Genomic DNA, 24958 nt, shown 5'->3' with positions numbered 1-24958 from the left:
TTTTTCCAGAGATGTCAGAAGACGACAGTAGTAGCTCCCCTGCGGAGCACAGTGAAAAGAAGCGCGGCTGGCTTGAACGCCTGACCTCCGCTTTCTCCGGCGAACCCCACACCCGCGACGAGCTGGTCGCTGTCCTGCACACCGCGCAGGAAGAGGGCCTGATCGCCGCCGATACCCTGAAGATGATGGAAGGCGCCATTTCGGTGGCCGAGCTGACCGTGGGCGACGTGATGATCTCGCGCTCGCAGATGGTCTCGCTGCCGGTCGAAGCGCCCTTCCTGGAACTGATGAAGCAGGTGGTCGAATCCGGCCATTCGCGCTTCCCGGTGCACGGCGAGAACAAGGACGACATCCTTGGCATCCTGCTGGCCAAGGACCTGCTGCGCGGCGTGGTCGCCGACAACGGTCCGGCCAACGTGCGCGAGCTGCTGCGCCCGGCGGTGCTGATTCCGGAGGCGAAGAAGCTCAACGTGCTGTTGAAGGAGTTCCGCCTGTCGCGCAACCACATGGCCATCGTGGTCGACGAGTACGGCGGTGTCGCCGGCCTGGTCACCATCGAGGACGTGCTGGAACAGATCGTCGGCGAGATCGACGACGAGCATGACGAGGCCGAGGATCCGTCGGCGCAGATCGCCATCCAGTCCGACGGCCAGTACGTGGTCGACGCGCTGACCCCGATCGGCGACTTCAACGAACGCTTCGGCGCCACCTTCTCCGACGAGGACTACGACACCATCGGTGGCCTGGTCACCGAGGCCGTGGGCCACCTGCCGGAAGTCGGTGACGAGCTGGCGCTGGACCGCTTCATGTTCCGCGTGGCCCGCGCCGATGCGCGCCGGGTGCAGGCCTTCCACGTGACCGTGCTGCCGCCGGACGCGCAGGACGACACTTGAAGCGCCGCGGTCTGATCCTGGCGGTGTGGCTGGCACTGTGCGTGCTGGCCATGGCCCTGCCACTGGCCGCATTCGCGCAGCCGGTGGCAGCTGCGCCTGCTGCCAGCGCCGAGGCCCCTGCTCCGCGCGTCGGCGTGGTGACCATGCAGCCGGGCACGGTGTTCTTCGAGCGCTTCGGCCATGACGCCATCGTGGTCCTTGATCCGGTCAGCGGCGAGGCGACCTCGTACAATTTCGGCTACTTCGATCCGTCCGAGGACGATTTCATCAGCCGCTTCGCACGCGGCGACATGATGTATTACCTGGTGGCGCTGCCGCTGCAGCAGGACCTGTCGTACTACGACGAGACCGGCCGCGGCGCCAGCGTGCAGTGGCTGGACCTGCGCCCGGACCAGGCGCGCGCGCTGGCCGCCGACCTGGCGGAGCGGGCCAAGCCGGAAAACGCGCGCTACCACTACGACTACTACACTGCAAACTGCGCCACGATGGTGCGCGACACCGTGGACAAGGCACTGGGTGGCGGACTGCAGTCGCAGCTGTCGGGGCGCTCGCGCGGTAATACCTACCGCAGTGAATCGGTGCGCCTGGCCTCGCCGGCACCGTGGATGTGGCTGGGCTTCGACGTCGGTCTGGGGCCGTTCGCCGACCAGCCGCTGTCACGCTGGCAGGAGGCCTTCGTGCCGATGCGCCTGGCCGACGCGCTGCGCCAGGCACGCAACAGCGACGGTCGGCCGCTGGTGCAGTCCGAACAGGAACTGCTGCCGCACCGCATCGCCCCGGAGCCGAAGGAATCGGCACGCCGCTGGTGGCCCTGGCTGCTGTGCGGCCTGCTGGTCGCCGCCGGCGTGCTGGCGCTGCGCAACCGGCCGCGCCTGCTGGCCGGGCTGGCCCTGCCATTCTGGCTGCTGTGCGCCCTGTTCGGTGGCGTGCTGGTGTTCCTGTGGGGCTTCAGCATCCACTACGCTGCGTGGGCCAACCGCAACCTGCTGCTGCTTTCGCCGCTGGCCCTGCTCCTTCTGCCGGGCGCGATCGCGCTGCTGCGCCGGCGCCTGCCGGGCCGCATGTTCAGGGTCGTGCTGTGGTTGCTGGCGGTGCAGGCCGTGGCGGCGCTGGTGCTGCACTGGCTGAGCCTGCAGGCGCAGTACAACGTGCAGTGGATCGTGCTGCTGCTGCCCGTGCACGCAGCGCTGGCCTGGGTGCTGGGGCGCCGTCCTCACTTGTCCGAAACACGGCACTGACGCACGATGGCGGGCATGTCATTGCCCGCCTCCGCTTCCGCCCCTGCTTCGGCCAACCCTGCCTGCGTCATCAACTGCGTCCATTACGATGACGAGGGCAAACGCCACGACATCAGCCTGGATGCCATCAGCGATGTCATTGCCAGTGGCAACGGCTTCGTCTGGGTGGGCCTGTACGATCCCAACGACGATGTGCTGCTGAAACTGCAGGAGGAATTCTGCCTGCACGACCTGGCCATCGAGGACGCGCGCAACGCGCACCAGCGGCCCAAGGTCGAGACCTACGGCAATTCGCTGTTCGTGGTGGTGACCACCGCGCAGATGGTGGACGAACGCATCCAGTATGGCGAAACCCACGCCTTCCTCGGCCCGCGCTTCCTGGTGACGGTGCGCCACGGTGCCTCGCTGTCCTACGCCCCGGTGCGTGCACGGGTGGAACGCGAGCCGCAGCTGCTGAAGATGGGCCCGTCGTACTGCCTGTATGCGGTGACCGACTTCGTGGTCGACAACTACCTGCCCATCGTGCACCGCTTCCGCGACACCCTTGATCTGCTGGAAAAGGACATCTTTGCCGACAACTACAAGCGCAGCACGGTGGTGCGGCTGTACGAGCTCAAGCGCGAACTGAACAAGATGCGGATGGCGGTGGCGCCGCTGCAGGATGTGCTGGCGCAGCTGCGCCGCTACCAGGGCGAGCTGATCCCCGATGAAGTGAAGCTCTACGTGCGCGACGTGCACGACCATGCGGTACGCATCAGCGATGTGATCGACACCCTGCGCGAGATGCTGGGCACCGCGCTGAGCGTGAACCTGTCGCTGGTGACCCTGGCGCAGGGCGAGACGGTCAAGCGACTTGGCGCGTGGGCCGCACTGCTGGCAGCGCCGACGCTGATCACCAGCTGGTACGGCATGAATTTCAGCCACATGCCCGAGCTGAGCGAACCGTGGTCGTACCCGCTGATGATTGTCGGCGTGGGCGGCGTCTGCGTGGGCCTGTACCGGTTGTTCAAGCGCGCGAAGTGGTTGTAGGGAGTATCGACCAAGAGTCGATACCCACCAGACCGCCAGGCCACGACCATTGGTCGTGGCGCATGGCCCGCGTTCGGAATCAAGCCACGTAGACAGTCTTGATGTTCATGAACTCGTGGATGCCGTGGTCAGCCAGCTCCCGACCGAAACCAGACTGCTTGCTGCCACCGAACGGCAACCGCGCGTCGCTCTTGACGATGGCATTGACGAATGCCGCGCCGCACTCCATGCGCTGCGCGAACCGCTCACCACGTACTGGATCCTGCGTCCACACGCTGCCACCCAGGCCGAAGCGGGTGTCATTGGCCACGCGCAGCGCATCGGCCTCGTCCTTGACCCGGATCACCGCAGCGACGGGACCGAACAGTTCCTCGTCATAGGCCGGCATGCCCGGACCGACCTGGTCGAGCACGGTGGCCGGGTAGCCCGCATGCGTGCCGGCAATGGGCTCGCCGCCGACCAGAATGCGGGCGCCCTTGGCCACGCTGGCCTGCACCTGCTTGTGCAGTTCATCGCGCAGGTCCGCGCGCGCCATTGGCGCCAGCGTCGTGCTGCGTTCGCCGGGATCGCCGTACTGGCGCTCGCCTGCGGCTTCAACAAAGCGCCGGGTGAACTCATCGGCCACCGCATCGACCACGATGAAGCGCTTGGCTGCGATGCAGGTCTGCCCGCTGTTGTCGAAGCGCGACTTCACGGCCGCCGCGACGGTCTTGTCGAGGTCGGCATCGTCGAGCACCACGAAGGCATCACTGCCACCGAGTTCCATCACCGATTTCTTCAGCTGGCTGCCGGCATTGGAGGCGATCGATCGCCCTGCCCGTTCGCTGCCGGTCAGCGTCACCGCCTTCACCCGTGCGTCGCGCAGCACGTCGGCGGCCTGGTCGTTGTCGATATGCAGCACGTCGAACACGCCGTCCGGCAGGCCGCCGTCACGGCACACCGCCAGGATCAGGTCGGCACACTGCGGCACGTTGCTGGCGTGCTTGAGCAGGGCCACGTTGCCGGCCATGAACGCCGGCGCGAGGAAGCGGAATACCTGCCAGATCGGAAAATTCCACGGCATCACCGCGAACACGCAGCCGATCGGCTCGTAGCGCACATAGCTGCGTTGGGCCTCGGTGTCGATCAGCTGCGGCTTGAGGTAGTCGGCCGCGTGATCGGCGTAGTACTCGCAGGCCGCGGCGCACTTGTCGACCTCGGCCAGCGCTTCGGCCTTGAGCTTGCCCATCTCGTGGGTCATCGCCTGCTGCAGATCGTCACGGCGCGCGCGCAGCTGCGCGGCAACCTGGCGCAGGATCGCGCCGCGTTCCTGCAGCGAGCGATCGGCCCAGCCAGGGAATGCCTCGGCAGCAGACTGCAGGCGCTGCTCGATGTCGGCTGCACCCATCAGTTCATGGCGGTAGGTCACCTGGCCGGTGGCCGGGTCGATGATCTCGACGGTCATGGGGGATCTCCATCTGGAAGGCCCCCATTGTGCGCCGTTGCCCGTGAGCCGGATGTTGCCGGATCAGCCGACAGACCGCGGCCTCAGCCGTTGTCCTGCCGTGCCAGCTGCAGGTCACGCTGGCGCCGTTTCTCGGCGCGGGCGTTGATGTACCAGCCGATCACTGCGGCAATCGACACCGCCGACACCAGCAGTGTGGCCAGCGCGTTGATCTTCGGGCTGATACCCATGCGCACCGAGGCGAACACCTTCATCGGCAGCGTGGTCGAGCCCGGCGTGGCCACGAAGCTGGCCACCACCACGTCATCCAGCGACAGGGTGAAGGCGAGCAACCAGCCCGCCACCAGCGCCGGCGCGATGATCGGCAAGGTGATGCGGGTGAACACGGTCAGCCGGCTGGCACCCAGGTCCATCGCCGCTTCTTCCAGCGACAGGTCCATTTCCTGCAGGCGCGAAGACACCACCACGGTGACGAAGCACAGGGTGAAGGTGACGTGCGCGATCCAGATGGTGGCCAGGCCACGCGCGGGGAAGCCGGGAATCGCCCCCATCGAGGCCAGCAGCGCCATCAGTGAGAAACCGAGGATCACATCCGGCATCACCAGCGGCGCGGTGACCAGCGCACCGAACAGCGGCTTGCCGCGGAAGCGTTTGAAGCGGGTCATCACCATCGCCGCCAGCGTGCCCAGCACGGTGGCGGTACAGGCGGTCCAGAACGCCACCACCAGGCTGGTCCACATTGCATCCATCAGCGCGCGGTCGGCGAACAGGTCGCTGTAGGCGCGGGTGGAGAACCCGGCCCAGACCATCGCCAGCCGCGAGCTGTTGAACGAATAGAACATCAGCAGCAGGATCGGCAGGTACAGGAAGGCGAAGCCGAGCAGCAGCACGCCCAGCCCGAGGCCCTTTGCGCTACGCGGGCTCATGCCTGCTTCCCTTCCAGCAGGCGCTGCTGGGAACGGTTGAACAGCAGGATCGGCACCAGCAGCAACAGGATCATCGCCACCGCCATCGCCGAAGCTCCCGGCCAGTTGCGGTTGTTGAAGAACTCGTTCCACAGCTGGCGGCCCACCATCAGCGTCTCCGAGCCACCCAGCATTTCCGGGATCACGAATTCGCCCACCGCCGGGATCATCACCAGCATGCAGCCGGCGATGATGCCCGCCTTCGACAACGGCAGGGTAATGCGCAGGAACGCCTGCCACGGCTTGGCACCGAGGTCGTAGGCCGCTTCCAGAAGGCGGTGGTCATGCTTGACCAGGTTGGCGTACAGCGGCAGCACCATGAACGGCAGGTAGCAGTAGACGATGCCGATGTAGGCGGCGGTCGGCGTATCGATCAACTGCAGTTTCGGCAGCCCCATCGACGTCATCAGCGCCTGCAGGCCGGTGAACTGCAGGAACTGGTCGAGCAGGCCGTTGCGGTCCAGGATCGCCTTCCACGCATACACGCGGATCAGGAACGAGGTCCACGATGGCAGCACCACCAGCATCATCGCCACGTTGCGCGCGGCCGGCGACAGGCGGGCGATGGCGTAGGCCATCGGATAGCCGATCAACAGGGTGAGGAACGTGGAGATGGCTGCGATCTTGATCGAGCTCAGGAAAGCCTGCGCATAGATCGAATCGCGGAACAGCGCCAGGTAGTTTTCCAGGTTCAGCTTCAGCGAGAAGCCGCCGTCGGCATATTGCAGCAACCAGGTATACGGCGGCGAGCCGACCCGGCTGAGCGAGAAGCTGATCATCAGCACGATCAGGAACGGCACTGCGAAGAACAGCAGCAGCCACAGGTACGGAATGCCGATCACCGTGGCACGCAGCCCCGGCAGCCAGCGCTTCAGGCCGGCGACGCTCATGAGGTCAGCACCACGCCGTCGTTGTCGCGCCAATGCACCCACACTTCATCGCCCCAGGTGAGGCCATCACTGGCCCAGCGCTGCGAGTTGGCGAAGTTGGCCAGCACCTTGGCGCCGCTGGGCAGGCGCACGTGGTAGACCGAATGGCTGCCGAAGTAGGCGATGTCCTCGATCACGCCCTGGGCCTTGTTGGTGTGCCCTTCCGGTTCGTCCTTGCCGATCATCACCTTCTCCGGGCGCAGCGCGAACGCGACCGGCTGCCCTTCATAGCAGGTGATGCCATGGGCGATGTAGATCGGTGCCGGGAACAGCGGTGAGCGCACGGTCACGTACTCGGGCAGGTCCTCGTCGATCACCCCGTCGAACAGGTTGACCGAACCGATGAACTCGGCGACGAAGCGGTTGGCCGGCTGCTCGTAGACCTCGTCCGGCTTGCCCACCTGCTGGATCCAGCCGGCATCCATCACCGCGATGCGGGTAGCCATGGTCATCGCTTCTTCCTGGTCGTGGGTGACCATCACACAGGTCACGCCGGAGGATTCGATGATGCTGACCAGTTCCAGCTGCATCTGCGAGCGCAGCTTCTTGTCCAGCGCGCCCATCGGCTCATCCAGCAGCAGCAGCTTCGGCCCCTTGGCCAGCGACCGCGCCAGCGCCACGCGCTGCTGCTGGCCGCCGGACAGCTGGTGCGGCTTGCGCTTGCCCAGGTGCCCCATCTGCACCAGGTCCAGCATCTCGCCGACGCGCTTGCTGACCGCGTCCTTGCCCAGGCCATCCTGCTTCAGGCCGAAGGCAATGTTCTGCTCGACCGTCATGTGCGGGAACAGGGCATAGGACTGGAACATCATGTTGACTGGCCGCTGGTACGGCGGCAGTGCGTCCAGGCGCTGGCCATCAAGGGTGATGCTGCCCTTGGTGGGCGTCTCGAAGCCGCCCAGGCAGCGCAGCAGGGTCGATTTGCCACTGCCGGAGCCACCGAGCAGGGCAAAGATCTCGCCCTTGCGCACGTCCAGGTTGACGTCGTCGACGGCGACGAAACCGTCGAATTCCTTGCGCAAATCACGAATGGAGAGATAGCCGGGCGCACCGGTCGTGTCGACGACGGCGGCTACCGGCTGGGCTTCAACGGGCATGGGGGCTCCGGGAGCGGGCGGTGGACAGCGGCGGCCATTCTAACGGCCGGGGGCCGAAGGGGATATGACGGCGGCGGGCGGAAGCGTCCGCAGGCCCGCCCGGGGACCCCGAGGCGTGTCGGTTTTCCCCCGCCAGCGTGGCCTGTCCGCTCAAAGGCCGGGGCTGCCCCGGTTGTCCAGGCAGCCGCCCCGGCAGACACCACGGGCGACGGTCCGATATGCAACGTTTTTCAGAGCGGGATCTGTTGAAGGCCCGGGGCATTCCCCGCGCAATGCCCCGGATCAAAGCCTTGCATGGACCCGCCCTGGTGATTTCCCCGCACAGACCCTGCCCTCTCCCGCCCCACCCGCCGGGCTCCCTGCCTGCGAGGCTGCCGCTGGCCATCATCGGCGCCGGCCAGGCCGGGTTGTCCCTCAGTGTGCTCCTGCAGGAGGCCGGCGTCGAGCATCGCGTGCTGGAGGCCGAAAGCGTGGGTGCCAGCTGGCAACGGCGTTGGCACTCGTTCCAGACCAACACCGCCAACGCAACGATGGCCCTGCACGGCCACGCCTACGCAGGCGCAGACCCGGAAGGCTTCATGGGCGCCGCGGAGGTGATCCGCCGGTTGCGCGAGTATGCCGACGAGCGCTCGCTGCCGATCAGCGAAGGTTGTGAAGTACAGCGGGTCACGCGTGAGCATGATGGCTATGTAATCGACAGCAGCCAGGGGCGGATCCACGCCCGCGCGGTGGTGGTCGCTACCGGTGAATACCGCCGCGCCCGGATGCCACGGGCCCCGTTCGCGCCCGGGCCGGGCCTGGCGGTGCTGCACTCGGGGGACTACCGCAGTGCCGATCAGTTGCCCGATGGCGGCGTGCTGGTCATTGGCGGTGGGCAGTCCGGTGCGCAGATCGCCCAGGACCTGCGCGACAGCGGGCGCAGGGTCTACTGGTCTCTGGCCCAGCGTCATTCGCATACCCGCCGGCTGCGCGGCAAGGACTCGATGACGTGGTGGGACATGGCCGGGCGCATCCACCAGCACGTGGGCGAAACGGCCGGCGTACTGGCCGGCGAGCCGGATGCGCTGCGCAAGGCGCGGACCGCCGAATTTCCGTTGATTTCCGGCAAGGGACGCAACGGGCGGGGCAGCTCGATCAGCCTGATGGCAATGCATCGGGAAGGCATCACGCTGTTGGGCCGGCTGCAGGGCCTTGAGGGGATCATCGCCCGCTTCGCCGACGTTCGCCCGCAGCTGCAGGCCGCAATCGAGGCCACGCGGGCCGAGTACGACTACCTCGATTCGCTGGCCAGTGCGTACTACGCCACGCGGCCCGAGCCGCGCACGGACGATGCCCGCTACATTCCAGAAGAGGTCTATCTGCACTGGGAACCGGACGCCGCCCCAGGTGAACTGGACCTGCAGGCGGAAGGCATCCGCTCGGTGGTGCTGGCCACCGGCTTCGCCGCCGAATGGCCCTGGCTCGACGTGGAAGGTGTGCTGGATACGTACGGCTATCCGCTCGGCGAGTTCGGTGTTTCCCCGCAGCCAGGGCTGTTCTTCATCGGCATGCACAACCTGCAGCGGATGAGTTCGTCGTTCCTGTGCAACGGCGGCCGCGATGCGCGCGACCTGCTGCCGGCCATCCTGCGGCATCTTGGCCGGGGCGGCGGTACCGCTCCCGGCCAGGGGTGAAGCGTTCCGCCAGGCATGGCCCGGCGGCGCCAGACCGGCTTATCGGCCGGTCTTCACCTCGGTCCACAGCCGGGTGTAGAGCTTGTCGGTCTCCGGCGTGTTGATCGAGTAGGTGAACATCTTCTCGGCCACATCCGCCGGCGGGTAGATCGTCGGGTCGGTGCGGATCGCCTCGTCCACCAGCGGCGTCGCGGTCGGGATCGGGTTGGCGTAGTGGATGAAGTTGGTGTTGGCCGCAGCAACCTTCGGTTGCAGCAGGTAGTTGATGAAGGCGTAGGCGGCTTCCGGGTGCTTGGCATCCTTCGGGATCGCCAGCATGTCGAACCACTGCGGTGCACCTTCCTTCGGGATCGAATAGGCCACGTGCACGCCATTGCTGGCTTCCTCGGCGCGGTCGCGGGCCTGGATGATGTCACCCGACCAGCCGACCACCAGGCAGGTACCGCCGTTGGCCAGCGAACCCACGTACTGCGAGGAGTGGAAGTTCTGCACGTACGGGCGGATCGACTTCAGCAGGTCGGCGGCCTTCTGCAGCTCGGCCGGGTCGCCGCTGTGCGGGTCCAGGCCCAGGTAATGCAGCGCGATCGGGATCATGTCCGCCGGCGTGTCCAGGATGGTCACGCCGCAGTCCTTCATCTTGCTGATGTTCTCCGGCTTGAACACCAGGTCCCAGCTGTTGGCGATGTCGGCGCTGCCGCCGAAGCGCTGCTTCAGCATGTCCACGTTGTAGCCGATGCCGGTGGTGCCGATCATGTACGGCACGCCGTACTGGTTGCCCGGATCCTGGGTGGCGATGCGCTTCATCACCGCCGGATCGAGATTGGCCAGGTTCGGGATCTTGCTCTTGTCCAGCGGCAGGAACACGCCGGCCTGGATCTGGCGACCGAAGAAGTTCAGGGTCGGCACCACCACGTCGTAGCCGCTGTTGCCGGCCAGCAGCTTGGTCTCGACCATCTCATCGCTGTCGAACACATCGTAGGTCACCTTGATCCCGCTCTCCTTCTCGAAGGTCGGAATGGTGTCCTCGGCGATGTAATCGCTGTAGTTGTAGACGTTCAGGACCTGGCTGTCCTGCGCGCCGCCGTTGCCACCGCCACAGGCGGCAAGCATGGCGGAGGCCAGGCCGAGCGTGAGGATACGCAGCTTCATCGGGTGCTCCAGAATGCGGGAAGGGGGGCCGGCGGGGCCGGCGACGGGTGCCAGCCTACCCCCCGGCGGCGGATTTTTCTATTCCGGATGCTCAGACGTTCAGCAGCAGGAACTCGCGCTCCCACGAGCTGATGACGCGGAAAAAGGTCTCGTATTCCTTGCGCTTGACCGAGATGTAGGCCCGGCAGAAGCGCTCACCCAGCAGCGCCTGCAGCTCGCTGCACTGCTCCAGCCCGTCCAGCGCCTCGCCCAGCGAGCGCGGCAGGTTGTACCCCAGTTCCTTGGCGCTGCCGGTCACCGGCGCATCGGGTGCCAGCCGCTCGCGGATGCCGAGCAGGCCGCAGGCCAGGGTCGCGGCCATCGCCAGGTAGGGATTGGCATCGGACCCGGCGAAACGGCTCTCCACGCGCATGTTTTCTGGCGTATCCAGCGGCACGCGCAGGCCGCAGGTGCGGTTGTCGAAACCCCAATGGACGTTGCTCGGCGAGACTTCGCCGAACACCAGCCTGCGGTAGGAGTTCACGTTCGGCGCGAAGAACGCCATGGCCTGCGGCGCGTACTTCTGCAGGCCGCCCAGGTAGTGGCCGAACACCGGGCTGAACTCGCCCTCGGCATCGGTCTCGCCGGCGAACACGTTGCTGCCATCGCTCACCCGCACCAGGCTCTGGTGGATGTGCATGGCACTGCCCGGTTCGTTCTCCATCGGCTTGGCCAGGAACGTGGCATAGACACCGTGGCGCATCGCTGCCTCGCGCATGGTGCGCTTGAACAGGAACACCTGGTCGGCCAGGTCCATCGCATCGGCATGGGTGAAGTTGACTTCCAGCTGCGCCGCTCCGGATTCGTGGATCAGCGTGTCCACGTCCAGCTTCATCGCATCAGCGTAGTCGTACATCAGGTCGAGGATCGGGTCGAACTCGTTGACCGCATCGATCGAGTACGACTGCCGCGCCGTTTCCGGGCGCCCGGAACGGCCAGCCGGCGGCAGCAGCGGGAAGTCCGGGTCGGTGTTCTTCTGCACCAGGAAGAACTCCAGTTCCGGCGCCACCACCGGGCGCAGGCCCAGCTCGGCATAGGCTGCCAGCACGCGACGCAGCACGTTGCGCGGCGCCAGCTCGTGCGGCTCGCCGTTCTTGGTGTAGCAATCGTGGATGACCTGCGCGGTGGCATCGGCCGCCCACGGCACCATCCGGACCGTGTCCGGATCGGGGCGCAGCATCATGTCCGAGTCCGACGGCGAGGTCAGCTCGTAGTAGTCATCGGGAAACTCGCCGGTGACGGTGGTGGCGAAGATGCCTTCGGGCAGGCGCGTACCGTAGTCGTGCGAGAACTTGTCGGCGGGAATGATCTTGCCGCGCGCGTTGCCGGTGATGTCCGGCACCAGGCATTCCACCTCGGTGATGCGCCGCTCCTTCAGCCAGCGCAGCAGCGTGCTTTCCTGCGGTGCGGGGGGCGTGGCCGTCTTGCGCGGGCGCGTTCGGGAACTCATCGGGAATCCAGTCGGTTCTGTTGGTGCTGCCGGCAAGCTTGGCCGAACGCACGGAAAATAGCGTGATAGAACGGCGCCTGCATGACACGCCACTCCGGGTGCCACTGTACGCCGAGCACGAAACGATGGTGCAGGCTGCGTGCCGCTTCGACCAGCCCATCGTCGGCCACGGCCTCCACCTGCAGCCCCTGCGCCAGGCAGGCGACACCCTGCCCGTGCACCGAATTGACCTGCGCGCGGTCAGTGCCGTGCCACTGCGCCAGCCAGCCATCGGCGGCCAGGGCCACACCATGGGCCGGCCCATACTGCACGTCCACCGGCGCCTGCGGGTCTTCGCGGTGGTCGGCCAGGCCGGGCACCGCATGCACCTGCGGATGCAGGTTGCCACCGAGCGCCACATTCAATTCCTGGAAGCCGCGGCAGATCGCCAGCACCGGCAGGTCCAGCGCCAGCGCCTCGCGCAGCAGCGCAAAGGCATTGGCATCCCGAGCGGGGTCGTGCGGATTGCCTGGCCAGCTGCGGCCACCCTCGTAGTGCTGCGGTTCGATATTGCTGACCGCGCCGGTCAACAACAGGCCATCCAGCCCCTGCAGCCAGTTGCCAGCCGGCAGCGGTGGCTGCAGGCTGGGCAACACCACCGGGGTCACCTCGGCCGCCTCGGCCAGCGCGCGAACGTACTTCTCGCCGGCCATCGCGAAACGGTGATGGCCGAGCACGGTACTGTCGGTGGGCAGGCCCACCCAGGGCAGGGGGCGCATGGAAAAACTCCTTGGCGTGCCCACACGTTACCCGTCGCCCGGCGAACGCGGCAAGTCGTCGCCGTCACACCATGGCCGTCACGCATCGGCGAAACTAGGCGGGTGAATGCTGATCGTCTTCCCCCGCTCTCCCCTCCCGCACCGCGCCCGCGAGGCGTGCGGTGAGCGCCGCCTTCCCGCCCAGCTGGTACGCCGCCAGCCTGCCCGAGCCGGCCGCGCTGCCTCCTTTGCAGGGTGATGTACAGGCCGATGTGGCGGTGCTCGGCGCCGGCTACACCGGCCTGACCGCCGCGCTGGAACTGGCCGCCCGTGGCCAGCGCGTGGTGCTGTTGGAAGCACAGCGGATCGGTTGGGGCGCGTCCGGTCGCAACGGTGGCCAGGCGCTGGTGGGCTATGGCTGCGAGGTGGACGAACTGGAGCGCCAGCTCGGCCGTGATGACGCGCGCCACCTGTTCGACTGGTCGCGCGATGCGGTGCAGGCCATGCGTACGCGCATCGACCGCCATGGCATCGACTGCCACTGGGTGGAGGGCCATGCCAGCGTCGCCATCCGCGAACGGCATGAGCGCGACCTGCGTGCCAACTGCGAGCACCTGCAGCGCCACTACGACTACCCGATGCAGTGGTGGGACCGTGATGCCCTGCGCGCGCAGCTGGACAGCCCGCGCTACCGCGCCGCGATGTTCGATCCGCTCAGCGCGCACCTGCAACCGCTGGCGTATGCACGCGGCCTGGCCGATGCGGCGCGCGCGGCCGGCGTGGTGATCCACGAGAACTCCGCAGTGACCCGCGTGCAGCGCGGACCACAGCCGTCCCTGCATACCGCCCAGGGCAGTGTGCGCGCTGCGCATCTGGTCGTGGCCGGCAACGCCTGGCTGCAGGGCCTGCTGCCCGAGCTGGAACGGCGGATCATGCCGGTCGGCACCTATATCGGCGCCAGCGAGCCGCTCGGCGCCGAGCGTGCCCGCGCCCTGATCGGCAACAACATGGCCGTGGCTGACACCGCCTGGGCACTGGATTACTTCCGCCTCAGCCACGACCACCGCCTGCTGTTCGGCGGCCGCGCCAGCTACTCGGCGCTGCCCCCACCCGGCCTGCGCGGGGTGATGCAGCGGCGCATGCACCAGGTGTTCCCACAGTTGGCCGACGTGGCACTGGACCAGGTCTGGGGTGGTTATGTGGACATTACCCGCAACCGCGCGCCGCATTGGGGTCGGCTGGACGGCAATCTGTACTTCGCGCAGGGGTTCTCCGGCCATGGGGTGGCCGCCGCCGGGCTGGCCGGCGAGGTGATCGCCTCCGCCATTGCCGGCCAGAGCGAGCGCCTGGACGTGTTCCAGCGCCTGCGGCATGCGCCCTTCCCCGGTGGCCGGCTGCTGCGGATGCCGCTGCTGGTGACAGCGATGTCGTGGTACAAGCTGCGGGATGCGTTGTGGTGAAGATTCTGCATCTCCACCTGTATTGAACGTTCTGACAAACGTACCGCAGCGCTGATCGTGCTGCACACGTCACAGAATTTCACGCAACATCTGTGATGGATGGCTGGACAATTTCCTAAATGCGCAGCTGTGCAATTGCATAATCGTTCGCAGACCGATACCGTCCTGAGAAACCGGGCCCCGCGGCGAATGGATGCTGACAGGGGACACGTAGGAGAAGGGGACGTGCGATTGGACTGGTGGAAAGAAGGATTGTTGCTGAAGGTGCGCATTCGTCCGGCTGGCCTGATGCTTGCCTTGCTTTATGCAGTTGCCTACTGGGCAACCCGACAGCTGTCGCTGGATCAGTTCTATTTGCCAGCCGGCATCCGGGTGGCAGCCGTGCTGTTGTGCCCGCCGCGCCTGTGGCCCTACCTGCTGTTGGGCGAATATGCGTACTTTGCACAGTCCCGCGTGCCGATGATCGAGAAGTACGGCCTGACATGGGTCATTGTTGCCTCCGCGTTCCTCATGCCAGCGGTGATGCTGATTGTGAAGCTGCAACGGCGACTGATGGCGGAGTCGCAGACGATCGGCCTCCTGTTGATTGCCGCCGCTTCCAGCGTCGTTGTTACTCTGCTCAACCTCAGCTTTTCCCATCTGCTCTGGCCAACACCCCCTTCCACGCCCTTCCTGACCAATGCCGCGCGCTTCAGCGTGGGTGATTTCATCGGCATTCTGACGGTGGCCCCCGTCGCCATGCTGTGGGCGCGACAGGACGTGGCACAGGAGTGGAACGCTCGACGAAAGACGCCGATGCTGGCAGCACTTTCATCGATGCTGCTGATCGGGATAGCAGCGGCTCAACTGCCCGCAGACTGGATTGCATTGAAGGCAACCTTCCTGCTGCTGTTGGCACTCCCAGCGGCCGCACTTACCTGCCTGTATGGCTGGAGAGGTGCTGCCCTTGCAGTGCCGGTGCTCAACATGGTCATCGGCCTGACCACGCCCAACACCCATCCAACCGCATTCGATCCGGCAGCCTTCATCACCCAGCAGATCATGGCGATCAGCGGCATCGTATTGCTGCTGCTCGGATCACGCATCACCCACTTCTACCATCGTTACAGGCTGCGCGAGATGGGCGAAAGGGACGCCATCCATCTTGCGAGGAGCTCGCAATTGGCCAACGAGATGGAGCTGCGTGAACGTGCCCTGCACCTTCGCAGGCTCGGCGACGGCATTGATACGTCGCTGGTTGAGCTGGCCGACTGGCTCAAGGCCCAGGGACATCACGCAGTGGCCAGCAGCCTTCTGCATACCTCGAACGTACATTCGCGGCTCTTTCGCGAACAGACAAGCATGGTCTACCCCTCGGGCCTGGAGCATCTTGGGCTTTACGTGGCCTTGCAGGCTGGTGGCATCCGTGAGTCATGGAAGCTGACGGAACGCGTTCTCCGCCCGGACCTGAAAGGCGACCCCTGCAACCTGAGCGTGGAACTGCAGTTGGCCGCCTACCGGACACTGATTGATGCGGTCTCCATTCTTCTCAAGCATGAAGGCGGTCAGATTCGCATTCGTGCAAGATGCGGCGGAATGGGCTCCAGGCGCGGAATCCTCATGGTCGTGTCACTGCTGGAACAGCGTAGGCACCTTTCCCAGCAGACAACCATGGCAGCGTTCGAGCGACTGACCGGGCGAACCCTTCCCTATGACGGGACCGTTGACTGCTATCGCAACCGGGTCAGGATTCTGTTCCTCGACCGCGAGACCAAACTTGAGACAGCGCCCAGTGCTCCATCGCGGTACAGCTGCCCCGCACCCTCTGCGCTGCAGTAGTACCTTTCACATTCACGCGACCGGATCGAGCCAGCGCAACAGAATGGCATAAGCATCTCGCACATCCCCCTGGTCCCGCGCGTCATGGGCACCCGGCGAACACCGGGTACCCACGCGGTCTGATACTGAAGCTCGCCGATATCCCGGCAACAGGCAGTATCAGGGTGCCTCGACCGCCCACAACACATCAGCTCCGCTTGCATACCTGACCAGCGTGAATGCGGAGGCCCGATAGACAACCGTTCTGGTGGCTTTGGCGGGAACAGGCAGGCGCTGCTCCGGCAACGACACCTTCGCAGATGGGTCACCTGCCGGCAGCACCCAGAACGTGCCGGCAGCATTGCCGATCACGATGTGCACGTGCCCCGCGAGATCGTTTACCTGGAAATAATCCATGCCATCGCGCTCGAACCCATAGACCAACCAGCCGGGATCCACGCTCAGGTCTTGTGCCTGCGGAATCGACTGGCCGAGCCCTTGGCCGGCCATCTTGATTCCATGGTCGTCACTCGGGGCAAATGCAAAAACGGATACAGGCACCAACATCAATGCACCAGCAAATGCATGAATTCGGAAACTTCTCACACTAACCTCCAGGTTGGATGCAATACGGATCAAGAAGGATGCTACCGCCAATCGCATCAGCATATACCGGGCGCACTCCATAGTGCCTATCGGACATAATCGACTGGATCGATGCAAACCCATGTCATGCCGAAGCTGCGTCCGAAATCGCCAATACCCGCAGTGAAATCCGCCGACGGTGCGGGCCAGGGGCATCTGCGACAAAGACCTGGACAAGCGCGTGCAACAGCAGGATATCGTCGTTTGTGTGATGGCGAACACAGCGGACAGCATCAACCGCCGAGTGTGGCTGGTGCAGCGGCTGGAACGCGATCGACACGTGGACGCGCTGATTGTGGATGATTCACCGTCCGCAGGTGGCCATGCCGCCGCACTGCTGAGCGTGTCGCCATGAAGCGTGGGAAGCCGCCGATTGCAGCGCATAAGGGAGGCAGGCACGTCGATTGCGCCCGTCTCCAACTGTCGCTAGTGTCTGCAGAAATGACCAGCCATCATTGGCCGGGAGACAAGAGGCGGGGGCTTGGACCGATTCAAAGAAGCAATTGAACTGAGCTTCCGGATCCGACCCGTCGGAATCGCGCTCGCGGCCGCCTACGCCCTGAGCTGCCTTGTCTCGCGTCAGTTCTCGCTGGATCAGTTCTTCCTGCCCGCGGGCATCCGGGCAGCGGCACTGCTGATCATCCCGACCCGCCTGTGGCCCTACCTGCTACTTGGCGAGTATGCGTACTTCGCAACCCTGCGCATCCCCATGATCGACAGCTACGGGCTGGACTGGGTCATCCTGGCGTCGACGCTGCTGATGCCGATGGCGATGCTGGTGGTTTACCTGCACCGGAAAAAAATGCCGTCCGAGGCAGCCACGGGCCTCTGGCTGCTTTCGTTGTCGATCTGCACCGCCCTGTTCGTCCCTGCTCTCAATCTGAGCATTTCATATGTTCTCTGGTCGAATCCGCCGCCGAGCAACCTGCTGGACGCGGTCGATCGGACGATCTTTGGTCACTTCGCCGCCATCATCACCCTGGTGCCATTGGCATTCCTCTGGTCGCGACGGCACGCCGCCCCAGGTTGGGCCCATCGTTTTGTCACACCCACCGTCTCGGCGATCCTGGTGATGCTGGTGCTGGGGCTGTGCATGCAGCTGACAAGCGTCAGCGCCCACACCACGCGGACGCATATGGTGCTGCTGGCCGCCCTGCCCGCCATCGCCCTGACCTTCATGCATGGCTGGCGTGGCGCGGCCATCGCGATTCCGCTGTTGAACCTTCCACTCCATTTTGCCACCCCCAGCACCGGCCTACCGTCCTCGTTCGACCTGGGCACGTTTGCCACCCAGCAGAACATGGCCGTGATGAGCGTCGCGCTGCTCGCATTGGGATCCAGCATCAGCTATCACCATCAACGCGCGCAGTCACGAAGCCTGGCAGAGGAAACCACGTTGCGCCTCGCACGCAGCTCGCACCAGACCAGCGAGCGCGAGCTGCGCGAACGTGCCTCCCATCTCAAGCAGCTGGGCGAAGGGATGGACAGCTCGCTCGGCGAGATGGTCAGCTGGCTGAAGGAACAGGGGCATCATGCGGTGGCCAACAGCCTGCAGCACGCCTCATCCGTGCACTCGCGGCTGTTCCGTGAACAGGCCAGTCTGGTGTACCCGACGGGGCTGGAGCAGGTTGGGCTGTACATCACGTTGCGGGTTGGCGGCGCATGCGAAAACTGGAGCAACACCCATCGCGTGATTCCGCCACGGCTGGAGGGCAACCCCTGCCTGCTGACTGTGGATCTGCAGCTCGCCATCTATCGCTCGCTGATCGAGGCGGTGTCGCTGCTGCTGGAGTTGGAATCGGGACAGGTCAGCGTGCGCGCCCGGAGCGGCCAGACAGGCGATCGCCGCGGCATCTTGGTGGTCGTGGGCCTGCTTGATCGCGGTTGCACACTGTCGAACCGGACCGTTCGGCAGGCCACCGAGCGCCTGGCCGGCCGGATAATGGCCTACGGCGGCACGGTGCATTGCCGTGGCAACCGGCTCCGGCTCGTCCTGCATGAATCGATTGCGGGTACATCGGCGGCATCCGCATCGCCTGCCTGATCGGGGAACGACGCGCAGGGCATGCTGCTCCGCTAAAGTTGCGCCCGAAACCGCCGCTATCCGTGCCGAGCCCTCCTCCGTGAGCCACCGCATCATGCCCGTCCTGCCGCAGGCCGCCGTCGATGGCGACCTGGCCGATCCGCTGCCGCAGCGGATCCTGCTGGTCGAAAACTCCCGTGCGTTCACCGGCATGCTGCGTGAAGCCATCGAGCAGCGCCTGGAACTGCCGGTGGTGATCGCCTCCACCCTGGCCGAGGCCGATCGCCTGCTGAGCGAGGATGGCGGCTGGTTCCTGGTGCTGACCGGGTTGGTGCTGGCCGACGGCGACCGCGATGCGGTGGTTGAGTTCTTCCTCAAGCGCGGCCTGCCCACCGTGGTGGTCAGCAGCGTCTACGACGAGGACCTGCGCAAGCGCGTGCTGCAGCAGCAGATCATCGACTACGTGCTGAAGAATACCCCGGGCAGCATCGACTACCTGGTGTGGCTGGTGCAGCGGCTGGAACGCAACCGCCGCATTGCCGCGCTGGTGGTCGACGATTCGCCGTCCGCGCGCGGCTATGCCGCCGCCCTGCTGCGCATGTATGGCCATGAGGTGCACGAGGCCGCTGACGGCAACGAGGGCCTGGCCGCGATCGAGGCGCATCCTGCGATCCGCCTGGCGGTGGTCGACCAGGAGATGCCCGGCATGCAGGGCGTGGAGTTCACCCGCCGCCTGCGCACCCTGCGCTCGCGCGACAAGGTGGCGGTGATCGGCATTTCCGGTAACACCGACGCCTCGCTGATCCCGCGCTTCCTGAAGAACGGCGCCAACGATTTCCTGCGCAAGCCGTTCTCGCGCGAGGAATTCTTCTGCCGCGTCTCGCAGAACGTCGACCAGCTGGAACTGATCGGCACCCTGCAGGACCTGGCCACCCGCGATTTCCTCACCGGCCTGCCCAACCGTCGCTGTTTCCTGGAACAGAGCCAACGCCAGCTGCCGCAGCTGCAGCTGCACGGCCAGTGCGTGGCGGTGGCGATGATCGACATCGACCACTTCAAGCACATCAACGATACCCACGGCCACGAGGCCGGCGACGACGCGCTGCGCGCGGTGGCCGGTGCGGTGGCCGCGCACGCCCGTAGCCAGGACCTGATCGCACGCTTCGGTGGCGAAGAGTTCTGCCTGCTGGTGCCGGACATGGAACAGGATGAGGCACTGCAGTACTTCGAAGAACTGCGCCAGCGTATTGCTGCGCTGGAAGTGGACATCGGCGCCGCCACCCTGCGCATGACCGTCAGCATCGGCCTGTGCTGCCTGCGCCCGCAGCGTGATGCACTGCACCGGCTGATCTCCGAAGCCGACCGCCAGCTGTACCTGGCCAAGGCCGGTGGCCGCAACCGGGTCAGCTGCACCACGGTGGCCAGCCCGCTGCGCCCGCGCGAGCCTGCCCTGCCCTGACCGGCCCGCTTTGATCCAGATCAACGCCGTCCCCGCACGGCAGCCCTACAGTCGGCCCCGACATAGGCATGAAGGGGAGCCGGGATGGCACTACTGGTCTGGCAGGACGATCTGAACATCGGCATCGATGTGATCGACCAACAACACCGCCGCATCATCGAGATGCTCAACCACCTGCACGTGGCGCAGGCCAGCCTGCAGCGCGCGGCGGTGGGCGAAGTGATCGACGAGGTGGTCGACTACACCATGTCGCACTTCGCGTTCGAGGAAGAGCTGATGGAGGAAGCGGGCTACCCGTTCTGTGCCGCGCACAAGCGCGTGCATGAGGTCTTCATCAAGCGGGTGTCGGAATACCGCATGCGCTTCCAGGCCGGCGAAGACATCAGCGACGAACTGCGCACCATGCTCTCGCGCTGGCTGTTCAACCACATCCGCGGCGATGACCAGGCCTACGCCGAACAGGTCAAGGCGCACCTGAACCAGTTCGCCCGCGAACACCAGGGCGGCGGTTGGCTGGGGCGCACGCTCAAGCGCTTCTTTGGCTGAGCCGCAGCGCGCGCCGGTGCAGTGCCACCAGCGCGCACAGGGTCGCTGCCGCAGTCAGGCACAGGTAGTAGCCGACCGCGACCAGGCCGAAGCGTTCGGCCAGCCAGGTGGCCAGGTACGGCGCCGGTGCCGCACCCAGAATGCCGGCCAGGTTGAATGACAGCGAGGCGCCGGTGTAGCGCACTTCCACCGGGTAGATCTCGGCCAGGAAGGTACCGCAGGGGCCGTAGGTCAACCCCATCAGGAACAGGCCCAGGCACAGGAACGCCGTGACCAGCCCGGGGCTGTGCGGCTGGAACAGCGGTGCGAACAGCACGCCGAAACCGATGATCAGCACGCTGGCCACGATCATCGTGCGGCGCGTGCCCCAGCGGTCGCCATAGCGCGCCGACAACGGGATGCCCAGCGCGAAGAACAGCATGCCGGCCATCTGCATCAGCAGGAACTGCTCACGGCTGTAGCCCAGCACCGCCGTGCCATGGCCGAGACTGAATACGGTCATCAGGTAGAACAGCACGAAGGTGGCGAACGCGCCCAGCGTGCCCAGCAGCATCGGCACCGGATGGTCACGCAGTACCGTCCACATCGGCAGCCGTACCGGCGCCTTGCGTTCGAGCGCCTTCTTGAAATCCGGTGTCTCGTGGATGTTCAGGCGCACCCACAGGCCGAGGCCGACCAGCAACGCGCTGGCCACGAACGGAATGCGCCAGCCCCACTGCAGGAAATCGGCCTGGCTCAGGCAGCGGCCGAGTACCAGGAAGATGCCGGCCGACAACAGGAAGCCGAGCGGTGCGCCCAGCTGCGGGAACATGCCGTACCAGGCGCGCTTGCCCGGTGGTGCGTTCTCGGTGGCCAGCAGCACCGCCCCACCCCACTCGCCGCCCAGCCCCAGGCCCTGGCCGAAACGGCACAGCGCCAGCAGCGCCGGTGCCCACAGCCCGATCTGCGCATGGGTGGGCAGCAGGCCGATCAGTACCGTCGACAGGCCCATGGTCAGCAGCGCGGCGACCAGGGTAGCCTTGCGGCCGATGCGGTCGCCGAAATGGCCGAACACCGCCGAGCCCACCGGGCGTGCGATGAACGCCACCGCGAAGGTTGCCAGTGACTGCAGCAGGGCAGCCTGTTCGCTGCTGTCCGGGAAGAACAGGTGCGGGAACACCAGCACTGCGGCCGTGGCGTAGATGTAGAAATCGAAGAACTCGATGGTGGTGCCGATCAGGCTGGCCAGCAGGACACGGCGGGGAGAATTCACGGGCGGCGCGGCAGCGGTGATCGTCGACATCGGCAACACGGGTAACGGCGGATCGCCCGATTCTGCCACGGGCCGGTGGCCGCACGGGGCGATGGTTTCAGCCGACACCGATGCCAACCAGGATGGCAGGCGCCATTCTTCTGCAGCGTCGAGCAGCCGCGTCGTTACAGCTGGATCCAGGTGGCCTTGATCTCGCTGTACTTGTCGAACGCATGCAGCGATTTGTCCCGCCCGTTGCCGGACTGCTTGTAGCCTCCAAACGGCGCGGTCATGTCGCCGCCATCCCAGCCATTCACCCAGACGCTGCCGGCACGCAGCTGGCGCGCCACGCGATGGGCACGGCCCAGATCGCGGGTCCACAGCCCGGCGGCGAGGCCGTAGCGGCTGTCGTTGGCCAGGCGCACCGCTTCGGCTTCGTCATCGAAGCCCAGCACCGCCAGCACCGGCCCGAACACTTCCTCGCGCGCCAGTGCCTGGTCCGGGCTCACCTGGTCGAACACGGTGGGCTGCACATAGCAACCACCTGCCTCGACCTCGGCGCGATGACCGCCCAGCAGCAAGCGGGCGCCCTCGCTTTCGGCACGCGCGATATCCCCCATCACCTTGTGCAGATGCGCGGCATCCACCAGCGCGCCCATCGGTGCGTCGGCGTCCAGCGGGTGGCGCGGCTGCATGTGCTGGCCGTAGGCAACCACCTGGTGCACGAAATCCTCGCGGATCGAGCGCTGTACCAGCAACCGCGAACCGGCGGTACAGACCTCGCCCTGGTTGAAGAAGATACCCTGTGCCACGGCCTTGGCCGTCGCGTCCAGATCGGGAGCGTCGGCGAACACCACGTGCGGGCTCTTGCCGCCACACTCCAGCCAGACCCGCTTGAGGTTGGACCGGCCGGAATACTCCAGCAGCTTTGCGCCGGTGGCGGTGGAACCGGTGAACGCCAGCACATCCACGTCCATGTGCAGGGCCAGCGGTTCACCGACGCGCGCACCGTGGCCGGGCAACACGTTCAGCACGCCCTCCGGCAGCCCGGCCTCGACGGCCAGCGCCGCCAGCCGCAGCGCGCTCAGCGGCGACCGCTCCGAAGGCTTGAGCACCACCGAGTTGCCCATCGCCAGCGCCGGCGCGATCTTCCAGCAGGCCATCAGCAATGGGAAATTCCACGGCACGATGGCCGCCACCACGCCCGCCGCCTCGCGGGTGACCAGTCCCAGTTCGTGCGGACCGGTGGGCGCGATCTCGCCATACAGCTTGTCCACGGCCTCGGCAGTCCAGGTCAGGCAGCGCACCACGCCGGGCAGGTCGATACGGCGGGCGTCACGCACGGGCTTGCCCATGTCCAGGGTTTCCAGCAGCGCCAGTTCATCGGCGTGCGTTTCAACCAGTGCGGCCAGTGCCTGCAGTACGCGCTTGCGGTGGGCCGGACTGGCCTGTGACCAGTGCCCCGCCTCGAAGCTGCGCCGCGCGGCCAGTACCGCACGTTCCACGTCCTGCGCGTCGCAGTCGGCAACCGCCCCCAGCACACGTCCGTCGATCGGGCTGATGCAGTCGAAACGGGCACCGCTGGCCGCATCGACATAACGGCCGTCGATGAAGGCCTGGCCGGGTATCGACAGCTGAAGCGCCAACGCCTGCCAGTGGCTGCGGTCGGGGAAATCGGCCATGGGAAGCTCCAACATTCAACGAGCCTTGGTTATACCGGGACCGCCGCGACTCCGCCGTGACGCGGCTGCGCTACATTCGTCGCATCGGACCCGATGGAGCTGGCATGAAGCGTCCCGAAAGCGACCTGCACGACCTGGCCACCCAGCGCCCTGAGTCACTGGACGCGTACTGGATGCCGTTCACCGCCAACCGCCAGTACAAGGCCGCCCCGCGCATGCTGGTACGCGCCGAAGGCATGCACTACGAGGATGTCGACGGTCGCCAGATCCTCGACGGCACCGCCGGCCTGTGGTGCTGCAATGCTGGCCACGCACGACCGCGCATCGTCGAGGCCATCGTCGAGCAGGCACGCACCCTCGACTACTCGCCGGCCTTCCAGATGGGCTCGCCGCCGGCCTTCGCGCTGGCGCAGCGGCTGGCCGCGCTGGCACCTGCCCCGCTCAACCATGTGTTCTTCACCAGCTCCGGGTCCGAGGCGGTGGATACCGCGATGAAGATCGCGCTGGCCTATCACCGCCAGCGTGGCGAGGGCCAGCGCACCCGCTTCATCAGCCGCGAGAAGGCCTACCACGGGGTCGGTTTCGGCGGCATGGCGCTGGGCGGACTGCCCAACAACCGCAAAGCGTTCGGCCTGCAATTGGGCGGCGTCGACTACCTGCGGCATACCCTTGACCTGCAACGCAATGCGTTCAGCAGGGGCCTGCCACGCCAGGGCGCGGAGCTGGCCGACGACCTGGAACGACTGATCGCGCTGCACGATGCCTCGACGATTGCCGCCGTATTCGTCGAACCCATCGCCGGGTCGGCCGGGGTGATCCTGCCCGCGCCGGGCTACCTGCAGCGCCTGCGCGAACTGTGCGATCACCACGGCATCCTGCTGGTGTTCGACGAAGTCATCACCGGCTTCGGCCGGGTCGGCATGCCGTTCGCTGCGCAGCGCTTCGGGGTCACCCCGGACCTGCTGACCTTCGCCAAGGCGGTCAGCAACGGTGCAGTACCGCTGGGCGGCGTGCTGGCCAGCGACGCCGTGCATGCAGCCCTGATGCAGGCGCCGCCACAGGCCATCGAGCTGTTCCATGGTTATACCTATTCGGGCCATCCGCTGGCGTGCGCCGCAGCGCTGGCCACGCTGGAGGTCTATGCCGAGGAACGCCTGTTCGAGCGTGCCATCGAACTGGGCGAATACTGGCAGGAACGCCTGCATGCCCTGCAGGGCCTACCCAACGTGATCGACATCCGCAACTTCGGGCTGGTCGGCGCGGTCGAACTGGCGCCGCGCCGCGATGCCCCCGGCAGCCGTGGCTATGAGGTGTTCCGGCGCTGCTTCCAGGACGGCCGGCTGCTGGTGCGCTGTACCGGCGACATCATTGCGTTGTCGCCGCCCCTGATCGTGGACAAGGCACAGATCGACCAGATCACCGGCACCCTGGGCGAGATGATCCGGGCCACCGCCTGAGCCCGGGCCGGCGGTGGC

The 24958-nt window shown here is 66.2% G+C and carries 21 protein-coding genes; 11 read left to right on the top strand and 10 right to left on the bottom strand.

The genetic code is table 11. The annotated features are described in order from the left end of the window. Positions 1 to 11 precede the first annotated feature (11 nt). From B9Y82_RS05280 to B9Y82_RS05270, 3 genes are read left to right on the top strand one after another with little or no spacing between them, the layout of a single operon-like run. A complete protein-coding gene (locus B9Y82_RS05280) occupies positions 12 to 893 on the top strand; it encodes an HlyC/CorC family transporter (protein ID WP_100471821.1) in 882 nt (293 codons plus the stop codon). Then, the gene (locus tag B9Y82_RS05275; RefSeq protein ID WP_100471820.1) at positions 890 to 2131 is read left to right on the top strand and encodes a DUF4105 domain-containing protein; all 1242 of its coding nucleotides are present in this window, start codon (positions 890 to 892) and stop codon (positions 2129 to 2131) included. The genes B9Y82_RS05280 and B9Y82_RS05275 overlap by 4 nt, the downstream gene beginning before the upstream one ends. Positions 2132 to 2137: 6 nt before the next feature. Continuing rightward, on the top strand, positions 2138 to 3160 hold the full coding sequence (locus tag B9Y82_RS05270; RefSeq protein WP_087922051.1) for a magnesium and cobalt transport protein CorA: 1023 nt from the start codon (positions 2138 to 2140) through the stop codon (positions 3158 to 3160). Positions 3161 to 3239: 79 nt separating this feature from the next. Here B9Y82_RS05270 and B9Y82_RS05265 read toward each other — a convergent pair whose 3' ends face one another. The 4 genes from B9Y82_RS05265 to B9Y82_RS05250 form a co-directional block, all read right to left on the bottom strand. Then, complete coding sequence (locus B9Y82_RS05265) at positions 3240 to 4604, bottom strand: NAD-dependent succinate-semialdehyde dehydrogenase (RefSeq protein ID WP_100471819.1); 1365 nt, start codon at positions 4602 to 4604, stop codon at positions 3240 to 3242. 83 nt (positions 4605 to 4687) lie between these two features. Further along, a complete protein-coding gene (locus B9Y82_RS05260) occupies positions 4688 to 5530 on the bottom strand; it encodes an ABC transporter permease subunit (RefSeq protein ID WP_100471818.1) in 843 nt (280 codons plus the stop codon). After that, positions 5527 to 6459, bottom strand: coding sequence for an ABC transporter permease subunit (locus tag B9Y82_RS05255; RefSeq protein WP_100471817.1), 933 nt, complete (start codon positions 6457 to 6459; stop codon positions 5527 to 5529). The genes B9Y82_RS05260 and B9Y82_RS05255 overlap by 4 nt, the downstream gene beginning before the upstream one ends. Continuing rightward, positions 6456 to 7592 carry an ABC transporter ATP-binding protein gene (locus tag B9Y82_RS05250; RefSeq protein ID WP_100471816.1) on the bottom strand — a complete coding sequence of 379 codons (1137 nt, stop codon included), beginning with the start codon at positions 7590 to 7592 and terminating at the stop codon, positions 6456 to 6458. The genes B9Y82_RS05255 and B9Y82_RS05250 overlap by 4 nt, the downstream gene beginning before the upstream one ends. A gap of 272 nt (positions 7593 to 7864) precedes the next feature. Between B9Y82_RS05250 and B9Y82_RS05245 the strand changes: the two genes are divergently transcribed. Beyond that, entirely contained in the window at positions 7865 to 9265 is a 1401-nt protein-coding gene (locus B9Y82_RS05245) for a flavin-containing monooxygenase (protein WP_100471815.1), read from the top strand. Positions 9266 to 9304: 39 nt separating this feature from the next. On the opposite strand, the gene B9Y82_RS05240 is transcribed toward B9Y82_RS05245, so the two are convergent. From B9Y82_RS05240 to B9Y82_RS05230, 3 genes are all read right to left on the bottom strand, one after another. Then, positions 9305 to 10414, bottom strand: a complete 1110-nt coding sequence (locus B9Y82_RS05240) for a polyamine ABC transporter substrate-binding protein (RefSeq protein WP_100471814.1) — start codon at positions 10412 to 10414, stop codon at positions 9305 to 9307. A 91-nt stretch (positions 10415 to 10505) separates the two neighbouring features. Further along, the gene (locus tag B9Y82_RS05235; protein ID WP_014036577.1) at positions 10506 to 11903 is read right to left on the bottom strand and encodes a glutamine synthetase family protein; all 1398 of its coding nucleotides are present in this window, start codon (positions 11901 to 11903) and stop codon (positions 10506 to 10508) included. Continuing rightward, positions 11900 to 12661 carry a gamma-glutamyl-gamma-aminobutyrate hydrolase family protein gene (locus B9Y82_RS05230; RefSeq protein WP_100471813.1) on the bottom strand — a complete coding sequence of 254 codons (762 nt, stop codon included), beginning with the start codon at positions 12659 to 12661 and terminating at the stop codon, positions 11900 to 11902. Before B9Y82_RS05230 ends, B9Y82_RS05235 begins: the two co-directional genes overlap by 4 nt. A 161-nt stretch (positions 12662 to 12822) precedes the next feature. Here B9Y82_RS05230 and B9Y82_RS05225 point away from each other — a divergent pair, with 161 nt between their 5' ends. After that, complete coding sequence (locus B9Y82_RS05225; protein ID WP_100471812.1) at positions 12823 to 14100, top strand: NAD(P)/FAD-dependent oxidoreductase; 1278 nt, start codon at positions 12823 to 12825, stop codon at positions 14098 to 14100. Positions 14101 to 14325: 225 nt separating this feature from the next. Further along, positions 14326 to 15918 (top strand): MASE1 domain-containing protein, encoded by a 1593-nt coding sequence (locus B9Y82_RS05220; protein WP_100475177.1) that lies wholly within the window; start codon positions 14326 to 14328, stop codon positions 15916 to 15918. A 159-nt stretch (positions 15919 to 16077) separates the two neighbouring features. Here B9Y82_RS05220 and B9Y82_RS05215 read toward each other — a convergent pair whose 3' ends face one another. Further along, positions 16078 to 16566 carry a hypothetical protein gene (locus B9Y82_RS05215; RefSeq protein WP_087922044.1) on the bottom strand — a complete coding sequence of 163 codons (489 nt, stop codon included), beginning with the start codon at positions 16564 to 16566 and terminating at the stop codon, positions 16078 to 16080. 157 nt (positions 16567 to 16723) lie between these two features. On the opposite strand from B9Y82_RS05215, the gene B9Y82_RS20565 reads away from it, so the two are divergent. The 4 genes from B9Y82_RS20565 (at position 16724) to B9Y82_RS05200 (ending at position 20570) form a co-directional block, all read left to right on the top strand. Next, positions 16724 to 16897, top strand: coding sequence for a hypothetical protein (locus tag B9Y82_RS20565; protein WP_157804594.1), 174 nt, complete (start codon positions 16724 to 16726; stop codon positions 16895 to 16897). 126 nt (positions 16898 to 17023) lie between these two features. After that, positions 17024 to 18586 carry an MASE1 domain-containing protein gene (locus B9Y82_RS05210; RefSeq protein WP_100471811.1) on the top strand — a complete coding sequence of 521 codons (1563 nt, stop codon included), beginning with the start codon at positions 17024 to 17026 and terminating at the stop codon, positions 18584 to 18586. Between the two features lie 94 nt (positions 18587 to 18680). Continuing rightward, positions 18681 to 20024, top strand: a complete 1344-nt coding sequence (locus B9Y82_RS05205; protein ID WP_100471810.1) for a diguanylate cyclase — start codon at positions 18681 to 18683, stop codon at positions 20022 to 20024. Between the two features lie 84 nt (positions 20025 to 20108). Then, the gene (locus tag B9Y82_RS05200) at positions 20109 to 20570 is read left to right on the top strand and encodes a bacteriohemerythrin (RefSeq protein WP_100471809.1); all 462 of its coding nucleotides are present in this window, start codon (positions 20109 to 20111) and stop codon (positions 20568 to 20570) included. On the opposite strand, the gene B9Y82_RS05195 is transcribed toward B9Y82_RS05200, so the two are convergent. Further along, the gene (locus B9Y82_RS05195; protein WP_100471808.1) at positions 20551 to 21852 is read right to left on the bottom strand and encodes an MFS transporter; all 1302 of its coding nucleotides are present in this window, start codon (positions 21850 to 21852) and stop codon (positions 20551 to 20553) included. The two genes, B9Y82_RS05200 and B9Y82_RS05195, sit on opposite strands and share 20 nt — an antisense overlap. 134 nt (positions 21853 to 21986) lie before the next feature. Continuing rightward, positions 21987 to 23483: an aldehyde dehydrogenase gene (locus tag B9Y82_RS05190; RefSeq protein ID WP_100471807.1), complete on the bottom strand. Its 1497-nt coding sequence runs from the start codon at positions 23481 to 23483 to the stop codon at positions 21987 to 21989. A 104-nt stretch (positions 23484 to 23587) separates the two neighbouring features. On the opposite strand from B9Y82_RS05190, the gene B9Y82_RS05185 reads away from it, so the two are divergent. Beyond that, complete coding sequence (locus B9Y82_RS05185) at positions 23588 to 24940, top strand: aspartate aminotransferase family protein (RefSeq protein WP_100471806.1); 1353 nt, start codon at positions 23588 to 23590, stop codon at positions 24938 to 24940. The last annotated feature ends 18 nt before the right edge of the window (positions 24941 to 24958 follow it).

Origin of the sequence: Stenotrophomonas maltophilia (assembly GCF_002799155.1) — a bacterium.
In the GTDB taxonomy this organism is placed as follows: Bacteria; Pseudomonadota; Gammaproteobacteria; order Xanthomonadales; family Xanthomonadaceae; genus Stenotrophomonas; species Stenotrophomonas maltophilia_R.
Note: the sequence above shows the minus strand (reverse complement) of the source record. Positions and strands in the feature narration are given on the sequence as shown.

What these genes read in the sequence shown, in the direction of transcription:
- B9Y82_RS05200 (WP_100471809.1), top strand. Translation starts at nt 20,109, where the DNA reads ATGGCACTACTGGTCTGGCAGGACGATCTGAACATCGGCATCGATGTG.
- B9Y82_RS05270 (WP_087922051.1), top strand. Translation starts at nt 2,138, where the DNA reads ATGGCGGGCATGTCATTGCCCGCCTCCGCTTCCGCCCCTGCTTCGGCC.
- B9Y82_RS05235 (WP_014036577.1), bottom strand. Translation starts at nt 11,903, where the DNA reads ATGAGTTCCCGAACGCGCCCGCGCAAGACGGCCACGCCCCCCGCACCG.
- B9Y82_RS05255 (WP_100471817.1), bottom strand. Translation starts at nt 6,459, where the DNA reads ATGAGCGTCGCCGGCCTGAAGCGCTGGCTGCCGGGGCTGCGTGCCACG.
- B9Y82_RS05265 (WP_100471819.1), bottom strand. Translation starts at nt 4,604, where the DNA reads ATGACCGTCGAGATCATCGACCCGGCCACCGGCCAGGTGACCTACCGC.
- B9Y82_RS05215 (WP_087922044.1), bottom strand. Translation starts at nt 16,566, where the DNA reads ATGCTGATGCGATTGGCGGTAGCATCCTTCTTGATCCGTATTGCATCC.
- B9Y82_RS05195 (WP_100471808.1), bottom strand. Translation starts at nt 21,852, where the DNA reads ATGTCGACGATCACCGCTGCCGCGCCGCCCGTGAATTCTCCCCGCCGT.
- B9Y82_RS05190 (WP_100471807.1), bottom strand. Translation starts at nt 23,483, where the DNA reads ATGGCCGATTTCCCCGACCGCAGCCACTGGCAGGCGTTGGCGCTTCAG.
- B9Y82_RS05230 (WP_100471813.1), bottom strand. Translation starts at nt 12,661, where the DNA reads ATGCGCCCCCTGCCCTGGGTGGGCCTGCCCACCGACAGTACCGTGCTC.
- B9Y82_RS05280 (WP_100471821.1), top strand. Translation starts at nt 12, where the DNA reads ATGTCAGAAGACGACAGTAGTAGCTCCCCTGCGGAGCACAGTGAAAAG.
- B9Y82_RS05260 (WP_100471818.1), bottom strand. Translation starts at nt 5,530, where the DNA reads ATGAGCCCGCGTAGCGCAAAGGGCCTCGGGCTGGGCGTGCTGCTGCTC.
- B9Y82_RS05245 (WP_100471815.1), top strand. Translation starts at nt 7,865, where the DNA reads ATGCCCCGGATCAAAGCCTTGCATGGACCCGCCCTGGTGATTTCCCCG.
- B9Y82_RS05185 (WP_100471806.1), top strand. Translation starts at nt 23,588, where the DNA reads ATGAAGCGTCCCGAAAGCGACCTGCACGACCTGGCCACCCAGCGCCCT.
- B9Y82_RS05205 (WP_100471810.1), top strand. Translation starts at nt 18,681, where the DNA reads ATGCCCGTCCTGCCGCAGGCCGCCGTCGATGGCGACCTGGCCGATCCG.
- B9Y82_RS05250 (WP_100471816.1), bottom strand. Translation starts at nt 7,592, where the DNA reads ATGCCCGTTGAAGCCCAGCCGGTAGCCGCCGTCGTCGACACGACCGGT.
- B9Y82_RS05240 (WP_100471814.1), bottom strand. Translation starts at nt 10,414, where the DNA reads ATGAAGCTGCGTATCCTCACGCTCGGCCTGGCCTCCGCCATGCTTGCC.